This is a genomic window from Maridesulfovibrio sp., from assembly GCF_965230075.1.
Classification (GTDB): domain Bacteria; phylum Desulfobacterota; class Desulfovibrionia; order Desulfovibrionales; family Desulfovibrionaceae; genus Maridesulfovibrio.
Window position 1 is genome coordinate 4,641,419 of record NZ_OZ245945.1, and the last position, 10,703, is coordinate 4,652,121.

Here is a 10,703-nt window from a genome sequence, read left to right on the forward strand (position 1 = left end):
ATGGAAAAGCATCTTCTGGTTTGTGTCCGTGCGGACTCTACGGCTTCATACGCGGTCAGATTTATAAAGAATTTTTTTCACTCTCCATGCGATGTGCGCATTACTCTTTTTCATGTGGCTCCCCCGAAGAGTTCATGGAGTAAAGGGTCTCTGGCGAAGGGACGCAAGTTGCTTGATGAAACCCGGCAGTGGTTTATTGACCACAATTTCTGTGCAGACAGCAAAATTGATGTGAAGAGTATTTACTCCCGGGGGAATACTGCCCGCGAGATAGTTCAGGAAGGGCATAAGGGCATGTATGATGCGGTCATACTTGGTCGCCAGACCCAGTCTGTACTTGAGGAGTTCTTTGATTACAGTGTCGGTTCCAAGGTTATCTGGGAAGAGATTGACTTTCCGCTCTGGTTCTGCAAATGCCCGGAAGAGCTTCCGCGCAAGGACGTATTGCTTTGCGTGGATGAAGATGCTCCTTCGCAGAGGATTGCGGATCATGTGGGATTCGTGCTCGGGGATAATCCAAACCATGATATCACCATGCTCCATGTCCATGATTCAAAGGAGAAGGGTGCGGCAACATCGGAAGATATTTTTGAGGTCACCCGTGAACATCTTGAAGCTAACGGCGTAGCCCCGGAACGGATCAAGGAACTTGTTGTAGACGGTGATGATGTTGCCAAGGCCATTCTGGCGGAAGTTGCCAAGAAACCCTACGCCGCAGTCGCTGCCGGACGCGGTGAGCACGATAAGACTGCTATTGAAAAGCTTTTTCCCCGTTCGCTCAGTGTTAAGCTTCTGCACCAATTGGAAGGGGCAACTCTCTGGATAAGCAGGTAAAGATAAGGATTTCTATTAATGGGACTGACTCCCGCATTTTTTAATGCCCCGTTATTGCGTGGAGACGGCAGTGAAGCCAGAAACCTTCTGGTCTACATTCACGTGCCTTTCTGCAAACGCAAGTGTAACTATTGCGCTTTCCATTCCCAGCCTTTTGAGCAGGTCGGCTTTGCATGGTACATGAAGACCCTGCTTTCCGAGATTGAACTCTGGGGTAAGCGGCTCAAGAATCCGCGTATCGGCACAGTCTATTTCGGCGGTGGCACACCCAGCCTGATCCCGCCGTTCCAGCTTGAGTTGATTATGGATGCGCTACGCAAGCATTTCAGCTTCACTAAGGGTATGGAAATCACCCTTGAAGCCAACCCCGATTCCGCAAATGACCTTTCATATTTCAAGGCCCTCTACGATATGGGCATCAACCGGCTCAGCCTTGGCTTTCAGTCCCTTGATGACCGCAATCTTGAAACCCTAGGCCGTCCGCATTCCGCAAGGCAGGCTGCTGATTCATATTACATGGCCCGCAAGGCGGGGTTCGGAAATATCAGCATTGATTTGATCTGGGGGTTACCGCGCCAAAAGGTCAAGGACTGGAATAATGAATTAAAGGCCGTGGTTCAGCTTAAGCCGGAGCACATGTCCTGTTACGGGCTGTCCATTGAGCCGGGAACCGTCTTTGGACAGCGGGCTAAGGATCTGGATATGGAACTGCCTCCGGATGGGGAGCAGGCCCGTATGTTCATTTACGGGGCCGAATATCTGGAAGCCATGGGCTATATCCAGTACGAAATTTCAAACTTCGCGCGCATGGGTTTTATTTCCCGTCATAACCAAGGCTATTGGGACCGTCTGGATTACCTAGGACTCGGGCCGTCCGCAGTTTCTACAATCGGCAACCGCAGGTTCACCAATCCGCGTTATCTGGATGAGTATGACGCTGCCGTACGTGGCGGCTTTGTTGGGGAGGATTTTGAGGAACTCACCGATGAAATCAAGGCACAGGAACTGATCATGCTCTGTTTGCGTACCACAAAAGGTTTAAAGCTTTCCGACTACAAAGACCTTACCGGACGCGACCTGACCAAAGAGAAAGGCTCGGTGATCAGTGCCCTGCACAAGAATGGTCTGGTGCGTATGAGTGCTGGCTACTTACGGCTGACCAAGAACGGTATGCTGGTTTCCAACTCTATTTTGGAGTCCCTTGCATTCAGTTAGGGCTTGCTTACGGTTCAATCCAAAACTCAATATCTTCGGACCACCATGCGCTGTCCGGCAGGGAGGAGAGGGCTTCGATGAAGCTGCTCAGGTTGCTGGAATCCAGCCAGTAATAGCCGTCTTCTTCCTTAAGTGATTCTGTCAGATCCATGGCTACGGATGAATCAACCCCGATTATCTTGAAGAGCATACGCCCGAAAGGTTCTTCCACTTTATAGGAGCTTACTCCCTGTGAAATTATTGCCGGGAAGAAGCTGGTCTTGTTTTTGGGAAAGACCTGAACGTCCATCAAAGGGATGGGGTAGAGCAGGATGGCCTGCCCCTGTTCTGCGGCCGGATCATAGTTGAGTATATAGAGCTTCGAAGTCATGGGCGGTCTGACCGAGAACCCCATTTCGTCTCCGGGATTGAAGACCGGCATCATGCCCTGCTTGAAATTGATCCTGTTACCGCTTACCAGTTTGAAAAGTTTTACTTGTGACTGGGTACCAGTTCTCCGTGTGCTCGCCCTACCGGTGAGCGTGGCGGTGATGTCTTCCACTTCGCGGGCAAAGTCTGTGACTGGTTTTCTGGTCCGGGCCAGATGTTTGATCTCATCATCCACCCTGCGGGAGACTGTTGCGGAACCGATTGTGCTCCCGTTGACCGGATCAACAGCCTTGGCGGTGATGCGCAGTTTTTTCCCGCTAAGTACATAATTGCCCAGAACCAGTACATCCGCACGCAGGTGGGTGCGCATCCATTCGTTGTAGTCCACAGAATGTTCTTTGTGTTCGCTCATTTCATTGTGCATGCGGGCCAGTTCCAACCTCTCAACAACTGTCCAAGTCCGTTCATCCTCCCTGACCAGGGCAAGGTTCACATATTCTGCAATCCTTTTTCCGAGCATGGAGGGGGCTGAGTTCCCGTGGGGTTCAAATTCAAGAACGGCTATTCTTTTACCGCCCAGCAGTCCGTTTGCAGTCAGCTCTTCGGCAAGGGTCTCCCCGGCTCGTTCAAGGTTGGACATCCTATCAAACAGCGAGCGTGCTTTTGCCGGACCGCAAGATATTGTCAAAAATAACATTATGCATAAGCTGCATAGTGCTAGTGCGTAGGCCGGACTCCTTTTTTCTGTTCTGGATTGCATCATTTTCTGACCTTGCTCAGTCTGATTTTTTTCTTGCTGGTGATTTTGGGGTCCTGTTCGAGGTCAAGGGCATTCAGCTTGGCCTTGGCGTAGCTGTATGCTTCCACAGAATCAACCCAGCCGTCTTTATTGCTGTCTGCGGCCCCCATCATGCCTTGCAGGAAAAAGTAGCTGAATGCGCCCTGCCTGCCCGGTGCGTATTCTTCTGCGGGGCGGTCAGCAGCCGAGGCGGTAATGAATTGTTTCTTGCCCGAAAGCAGTTCCTTTTTAACCTGCGGCTTAATCAGTTTCATGCCTGATGCGGATTTGCCGGAACCGGAAAAACAGGCATCAATGATGGTCAGGATGTTCTTGTTTTTAATTTTGGAGAAACGCTTATCCAGCTCTGCAAGGGAGATTGCAGTCCGGGTGTTCAAGCTGTCCTGATGCGCTTCATAAGGAATGAGCAGCCCGTCCTTGATGGTGGTCTTATCCGCAGCCAGCAGGGGGGAGCCGTGCCCGGAGAAGTAAAAAACGATCTTGGCCCCGGGGTTCAGCCTAGCCTTTCGTTCCAGCCAATTCAGGCTGTTAAGCATATTACCCAGTGTGGCTTCGCGGTCCAGCAGCAGCTTGATGTGGCTCTGATCATTTTTGAAGCCGCACATGCGGGTCAGCATGCGTTGCATTTGTTTGGCGTCATTGGCGGCAAAGCGCGGGCCGTTGATGCTCTGGTATTTGTTGATTCCGACGATTACCGCAAAAGCTTTTTTATTCGGTTTGGCTGTGGGTTTGATCTTGCTGATCTGAAGAACTTCGCTTTCCCCGGTTGCGGCCTGCATGGCTTCGGCATTGAAAGTGCTGTCCGGCAATGGCTGGGGTACAGGTATATCTACAGAGTCGTCCCACATGGCCAGAATCATTTTGTCCTTGGCCTGACCAATGATTTTTGAGTCCGGGTAAACAGAGCTTAAGCGGACTATATTCCCGGTGGCTGCTTCGCGGTTCCCGGCCCGGAATTGCTGCCATTGTTTTTCAACAAGGTATTCAGCGGCCTGATCAAGGTCTTTGCGGTCCAGCAGCTTGGCATTACTTTCAGCAAAGGCCATGGCTCCTTCGTATTTACCCTGCCGGAATTGGATGGTCAGCTTAAGTCGGGTGGAACTTTTGGTTTCGCCCATTACTCTGGCCCAATCCAAGGCTTCATCATTTTTGCCCAGTTTGTAAGCCAGCCAGCCTAGGTTTTGGACCAGCTTTTTGTTGGTATGTTTCTTTTTGTATAGCTCAGACCAGATTTCATAAGCCTTGTCAGGTCTTTTGTAGCGGTAGTAGGCCAAGCCCAGATTGTAGGCTATCTTCAGGTCCTCGGGGCACCATTTGTTGGCCTGCATGAGTCCGGCCAGTGATTTTTTGGGATTTTTATCAAATCCGGCAACAGCCTTGGCTGCAAATTCCCGTGCCACAAGGCACATGTCCTTTTGGGCAATGGCAAATGAGGACAGGAGTAAAAAAGCAACAGACAAGATGGTAACGGTTGTATATTTTTTCATATGTCCCCCGAAGTTTATGGTTGCTCTTTGACCAGCCGGAATCCCTGAAGGTCTTTTCCGTCCCAATCCTGAAGTTTATAGCGGTTGCCGCTACGGGCGTATTGCGGTTCGTTTATAAAGCTGCCGCCGCGGACGACCCGTGTATCGCTCTTCCCTTTGTAGAAAGGATTCTTGCGGCTGTGGTAAGAGTATGCTTTGACATTATACCAGTCTTCGCACCACTCCATGGCATTACCCAGCATGTCGTAGAGCCCGAATTGGTTGGGCTTGTAGCTTCCGACGGGGGCGCTGGAAAAATAATTATCTTCACACGGAAAAACTTCTCTGCCCCGATCATATTCTTTCACTGCTGAGCGGTCATTTATGTTGGCGTACTTGCAGGCTTCAGCTTCGGATTCTCCCCAGAAGAATCGGGTGTCAGTTCCGGACCGGCAGGCATATTCCCATTCCGCTTCCGTGGGCAGGCGGAACTTTCCATACCCCTTGCTGGACAGCCATTGAATGAATTTCTTGGCTTCCAGAAAATTGGTGTAAACGGCAGGACGGTCCGGGCTTCCCATTTCTTTTTCGTCGTCTTCAAAGGGGTAGACTGCTTCTGGGTTATATTGGCGGAATTGTTTATTCGTCACCTCATAGCGGCCCATCCAGAATCCATCCACGCAGACTTCGTGTCTGGGCTTTTCATCTTCTTCCCTGCCTTTTTCCGAGTCCGGGGTGCCCATCATGAAGCAGCCAGCCGGAATCCAGACAAACTCCATTCCTGTGGTCGGTTCAGTCCAGATTTGACCAGCTTGTGGAGCAGCATCCTGCAGCGGTTCCCAGCCAGTATCAATATTATCTGAGTCAGCCGCGGTTAACGGCAGGACTTGCAGCAGGAGAAATGCAACGGTTGCTATAGCTTGAATGAGTCTCTTCATGGATCACCTGCCTGTGTTTAAGGGCTGCGGACCAGCCGGAAACCGTTGTAGTATTCTCTGGTCTCTTTTTCCTTTCCGGTTCTGTAGGCGGACCGCAGGTAGTTAGGAATACTGTACCAGCCTCCGCCACGCAGAATGCGTATGTTGTTGCCGCTCTTCACGAGCAAGGGATTGTCTGCCGGACCGGGCGGGTACCATTCATATGTATCCTCACACCATTCCCAGACATTACCGTGCATATCGTAGAGTCCGAATTTGTTGGGTTCAAATGTTCCGACAGGTTTAGTTCCCCCGTGCCATCTTGAGGTCATCTGGTCGTATGAATCCAGTCCCAGATAAGCAGCCAGATCCGTATTAACCGTATTTCCAAAGGAGTAGGGGGTTGTCGTTCCCGCTCTGCATGCGTACTCCCATTCAGCTTCCGTGGGCAGCCTGAATGTTCCTACTCCCCTGGCGTTTAATTTACGGATGAATGTTTTGGCATCGTCCCATGACACTTTTTCGACCGGATCCTCGGTCCCGTAATTGGAAAAGTGGGAGGGGTTTTTATCCATTATAATCATCCATTCTTCTTGCGTAACTTCATATTTACCCATCCAGAATCCATTCACACAGACTTTGCGGAGCGGACCCTCATATTCCTTGCGTCCTTTTTCCGATTCCGGTGAACCCATATTGAAGCAGCCTGTAGGGACCCAAACAAATTCCATTCCGGTGAACGGCTCCATCCACTCTCTGCCGGGAGTAGCAGTGAAAGCCATCCAACTCGCATCCAAATCCGTTTCATAGGCGCAGGCTTCCATAGGTATTGCAAATGTTGCCCAGAGGACGGTTATGAGCAGTAGGAATTGTTTCATCTTTTACCTGCTTGCTGCTTGGTCAGGGGCTGCGGACCAGCCGTAAGCCGTTGAGAATTTTCCGCTCATTTGTTTTGTAGCCTCCTCTGAAAGCTGAGCGCAGATATTCGGGGGTGCTGAAGCCGCTTCCTCCACGTACTACTCTGACGGGGTTGTCAGCCCTGACTATCAGGGGATTTTCCACCGGGCCGGGGGAGTACCATTCAAAAGTGTCCTCACACCATTCCCAGACATTACCGTGCATGTCATAAAGCCCGAAATTGTTGGGATATAATGTTCCGACAGGTTTGATCGATCCACTGTCGATGGAGGGTTTAATGTCATCCATATAATTTGCGTGATCTGTGTTGATAATATCTCCGAAGGAATAGCGGGTGGTGGTTCCGGATCGGCAAGCGTATTCCCATTCTGCTTCCGTGGGCAGTCTGAACTTGCCTACGCCTCTGGTATTCAGCTTTTGGATGAACTTCTGGGTGTCATCCCAGGAAACAGAACTCATTGGATATTTCTCGAAACCATCAAAGTAATGATAGTCGGGATCTTTTCCCATGATGGTAACCCATTCTCCATGGGTTACCTCGTATTTGCCCATCCAGAAACCATCCACACAGACCTTGCGTTGCGGGCCTTCATGTTCCATGCGTCCTTTCTCTAATTTAGGTGATCCCATCATGAAACAGCCTGCCGGAATCCAGACAAACTCCATCCCGGTGAACGGCTCCACCCAATCTTTGCCGGGAGTGGTGGTAAAAGCCATCCACTCTGCGTTCACCTCTTGTTCATAGGCGCGCGCATCCATGGTCATGAAAAGTGTCATCAGTATAGTTATACTCAGTATGAGTCGGTTCATGGTTCACCCATTTACTGGTTTGCCTACAAGTATACTTCATGCGGGTGATTTTAGGAAGGACAGGCAAAGAAAAAACCGCCAGCTTGTGCTAACGGCTTATTGCTTCCAAATTGTTGTGAAGACTGTTTAGCTTAGTTCCCGGTCACAGAACTCCAATGCAGCCAGAACGGCTTGATCCATGTCGTAATATTTGTACTGCCCCAGCCTTCCGAGGAAGTGCACATTCTCCAGTTTATCAGCTTTGATCCTGTACAATTCGTGCCGCTTGCGGTCTTCGTCAGTGTTGACCGGGTAATATGGCTCATCACCCTGTTTCCATTTCATGGAAAATTCGCGTGCAGTTATGGTTTTGCCGCTTTTATTTTCCCTCTCCGGATGCAGGTGCTGGTATTCGTGGATACGGGTGTAAGGAACGTCGATATCTGCGTAATTCATGACCGAGGTTCCCTGATAATCTTCCACATCCTCAACCCGGTATTCGAAGCGCAGGGAACGCCAGGTCAGTTTCCCGTGGCAGTAGTCAAAGTACCTGTCCACCGGGCCTGTGTAATAGACCGTACAATCTTTGGGGACTATCCGTTTCAGGTCAAAGAAGTCCGCGTTCAGCTTGGTCTCAATCTGTTCGTGGAACAGCATGCGTTCGAACAGTTTGGTATATCCGTCCCAAGGAATGCCCTGATAGCGGTCAGTGAAGTAGTCGCATTCATACGTATGCCGGAAGGGCAGCCGGGTAATAATTGAGGCGTCCAGTTCTTTGGGGTCGCACTCCCATTGCTTGAGGGTATAGCCTTTGACGAAGGCCTCGTACAATTCGCGTCCGATGAGGCTGATCGCTTTTTCTTCAAGGTTCTGCGGATCAGTGATGTTTTCTTCTGCGCTTTTGCTTTGGATGAAGTCTTCAGCCTCATGCGGTTTTAAGCTTATCCCGAAGAATGAATTAATGGTCTGCAGGTTGACCGGCATATGAAAGGTGCGGCCCTGATAGGTGGTCACCACCTTGTGTCTGTAACCGTTGAACTCAGTAAAACGATTCAGGAAGTCCCAGACTCGCTGTATTTTTGTATGGAAAATATGAGTGCCGTAGCTATGGAATTCAATGCCTGTTTCTTTATTTATCCGGCTGTGGCAGTTGCCGCCGATGTGGTCGCGTTTATCGATGACCAGAACTTTCTCACCTAAGCTCTCGGCAATTTGTCTTGCAACGGTACAGCCGGTAATTCCGGCACCAACTATAAGATGCTTGCAGTTTTCCATATGAAGTCTCCGGAAAAAAATTAAAGCCCGTAATATCTTATAAGATACTACGGGCTTATTTTGGTCATGTCGAGTTTGCTGCGAAACTACTTCATGTATTTCAAGAACGGGTTGTCCTGTGAGAGGATCAGCCTGGTGTTCTTTTTGAGTCCTGCTTCATATGCTTCGAGGGACTTCTTGAATTCGTAGAATCTGGGGTCCTTGCCGAAGCTGTCAGCATAGATTTTGGTTGCTATACCTTCACCTTCACCGCGCAGGATTTCAGCCTTGAGGTTGGCATCCGCGAGGGTGATTGCTCTTTCCTTGTCAGCCTGAGCAGTAATGCGGGCTGCAGCTTCGCTACCCTGTGAGCGGTACTGTTTGGCCATACGCTCACGTTCTGCTCGCATACGTCCGTAAATAGCACGGGCGTTTTCAGGCGGCAGGTCGGTACGTTTGATGCGAACATCAAGGACTTCAATACCGTAAGGCTTGAGCAGAGCATTTGAAGTCTGGGTAACCTCTTCCATGATGGAAGTACGGTCACTGGAGATGATTTCGATCAGTGTGTAGCGACCAAGGGCAACGCGGAGTTCCGCATAGATGATATCATCCAACCGGGCCTGGGCGCGGGGGATGGAACGCACGGTGCGGTAGAACTGCAAGGGATCGCTGATGCGCCACTTGGAGTAGTTGTCCACAACCATGTTTTTCTTATCTTTGGTTAGGATTTCAGCCGGACGGGCATCATATTCCAGAAGACGTGAATCAAAGTAGATTACGTTCTGGACAAAGGGCAGCTTGAAATGCAGCCCCGGTCCCATGGGGCCGGATTTGGGCTTACCGAGTTGGAGCACGATGGCTTTCTCGGTCTGCTTAACGATGTATGCACTCTGCGCAATCCCCAGTACGGCAACAATAATCAGAATTGCCAGGGGAGCGGAACTTTTCTTGAGTAAACTCATGTCTTATCCCCTATTTTTTACCGGTTTGCACGGGAAGGGTTCCGTCCAGAGAAAAACATGGTTGTGGACAACTACTCCAAGTGGCGCATCAGCGATCCCTTGCAGTTCTACCGCACCGTGCGTTCCATCCCCCGCGCCCAGGCCCGGTTGGATGATATCATCTATGCGGAACTCCGCGTTGCCCTTGGTCGCTACACACTGATCGAAATCATCTCCAGTGACCGTACTTCCATCATGGAAGAGGTTACCCAGACTTCAAATGCTCTGCTCAAGCCTTACGGTATTGAAGTCCTTGATGTTCGCATCAAACGTACCGACCTGCCGCCTGAAAACGCCCGTGCTATTTACGGACGTATGCGAGCAGAACGTGAGCGTATGGCCAAACAGTACCGCTCACAGGGTAGCGAAGCTGCAGCCCGCATTACTGCTCAGGCTGACAAGGAAAGAGCAATCACCCTCGCGGATGCCAACCTCAAGGCTGAAATCCTGCGCGGTGAAGGTGAAGGTATAGCAACCAAAATCTATGCTGACAGCTTCGGCAAGGACCCCAGATTCTACGAATTCAAGAAGTCCCTCGAAGCATATGAAGCAGGACTCAAAAAGAACACCAGGCTGATCCTCTCACAGGACAACCCGTTCTTGAAATACATGAAGTAGTTTCGCAGCAAACTCGACATGACCAAAATAAGCCCGTAGTATCTTATAAGATATTACGGGCTTTAATTTTTTTCCGGAGACTTCATATGGAAAACTGCAAGCATCTTATAGTTGGTGCCGGAATTACCGGCTGTACCGTTGCAAGACAAATTGCCGAGAGCTTAGGTGAGAAAGTTCTGGTCATCGATAAACGCGACCACATCGGCGGCAACTGCCACAGCCGGATAAATAAAGAAACAGGCATTGAATTCCATAGCTACGGCACTCATATTTTCCATACAAAAATACAGCGAGTCTGGGACTTCCTGAATCGTTTTACTGAGTTCAACGGTTACAGACACAAGGTGGTGACCACCTATCAGGGCCGCACCTTTCATATGCCGGTCAACCTGCAGACCATTAATTCATTCTTCGGGATAAGCTTAAAACCGCATGAGGCTGAAGACTTCATCCAAAGCAAAAGCGCAGAAGAAAACATCACTGATCCGCAGAACCTTGAAGAAAAAGCGATCAGCCTCAT

The 10,703-nt window shown here is 50.1% G+C and carries 10 protein-coding genes and 1 pseudogene; 4 read left to right on the plus strand and 7 right to left on the minus strand.

Annotation, left to right across the window (positions count from 1 at the left end; all coding sequences use genetic code 11):
- On the plus strand, positions 1-834 hold the full coding sequence (locus ACO05Z_RS20960; RefSeq protein WP_421904136.1) for a universal stress protein: 834 nt from the start codon (positions 1-3) through the stop codon (positions 832-834).
- An 18-nt stretch (positions 835-852) separates the two neighbouring features.
- Positions 853-2,049, plus strand: a complete 1,197-nt coding sequence (gene hemW, locus ACO05Z_RS20965; RefSeq protein ID WP_421904137.1) for a radical SAM family heme chaperone HemW — start codon at positions 853-855, stop codon at positions 2,047-2,049.
- Between the two features lie 7 nt (positions 2,050-2,056).
- Here the strand turns inward: hemW and ACO05Z_RS20970 are convergent, their stop codons facing one another.
- The 7 genes from ACO05Z_RS20970 to hflC (ACO05Z_RS21000) form a co-directional block, all read right to left on the minus strand.
- Entirely contained in the window at positions 2,057-3,058 is a 1,002-nt protein-coding gene (locus ACO05Z_RS20970; protein WP_421904138.1) for a hypothetical protein, read from the minus strand.
- A 119-nt stretch (positions 3,059-3,177) separates the two neighbouring features.
- On the minus strand, positions 3,178-4,704 hold the full coding sequence (locus ACO05Z_RS20975) for a caspase family protein (protein WP_421904139.1): 1,527 nt from the start codon (positions 4,702-4,704) through the stop codon (positions 3,178-3,180).
- 14 nt (positions 4,705-4,718) lie between these two features.
- On the minus strand, positions 4,719-5,621 hold the full coding sequence (locus ACO05Z_RS20980; RefSeq protein ID WP_421904140.1) for a formylglycine-generating enzyme family protein: 903 nt from the start codon (positions 5,619-5,621) through the stop codon (positions 4,719-4,721).
- Positions 5,622-5,638: 17 nt separating this feature from the next.
- Positions 5,639-6,478: a formylglycine-generating enzyme family protein gene (locus ACO05Z_RS20985; RefSeq protein WP_421904141.1), complete on the minus strand. Its 840-nt coding sequence runs from the start codon at positions 6,476-6,478 to the stop codon at positions 5,639-5,641.
- Positions 6,479-6,500: 22 nt separating this feature from the next.
- Positions 6,501-7,328 carry a formylglycine-generating enzyme family protein gene (locus tag ACO05Z_RS20990; RefSeq protein ID WP_421904142.1) on the minus strand — a complete coding sequence of 276 codons (828 nt, stop codon included), beginning with the start codon at positions 7,326-7,328 and terminating at the stop codon, positions 6,501-6,503.
- 126 nt (positions 7,329-7,454) lie between these two features.
- On the minus strand, positions 7,455-8,582 hold the full coding sequence (gene glf / locus ACO05Z_RS20995) for a UDP-galactopyranose mutase (protein WP_421904143.1): 1,128 nt from the start codon (positions 8,580-8,582) through the stop codon (positions 7,455-7,457).
- Positions 8,583-8,668: 86 nt separating this feature from the next.
- The gene (gene hflC / locus ACO05Z_RS21000; protein WP_421904144.1) at positions 8,669-9,526 is read right to left on the minus strand and encodes a protease modulator HflC; all 858 of its coding nucleotides are present in this window, start codon (positions 9,524-9,526) and stop codon (positions 8,669-8,671) included.
- Between the two features lie 42 nt (positions 9,527-9,568).
- Here hflC (ACO05Z_RS21000) and hflC (ACO05Z_RS21005) point away from each other — a divergent pair.
- Positions 9,569-10,183: pseudogene (gene hflC / locus ACO05Z_RS21005) on the plus strand (protease modulator HflC); the annotation flags it as partial.
- Positions 10,184-10,269: 86 nt separating this feature from the next.
- Positions 10,270-10,703 (plus strand): FAD-dependent oxidoreductase (locus ACO05Z_RS21010; protein ID WP_421904145.1); only part of this gene is annotated, 434 nt, incomplete at its 3' end.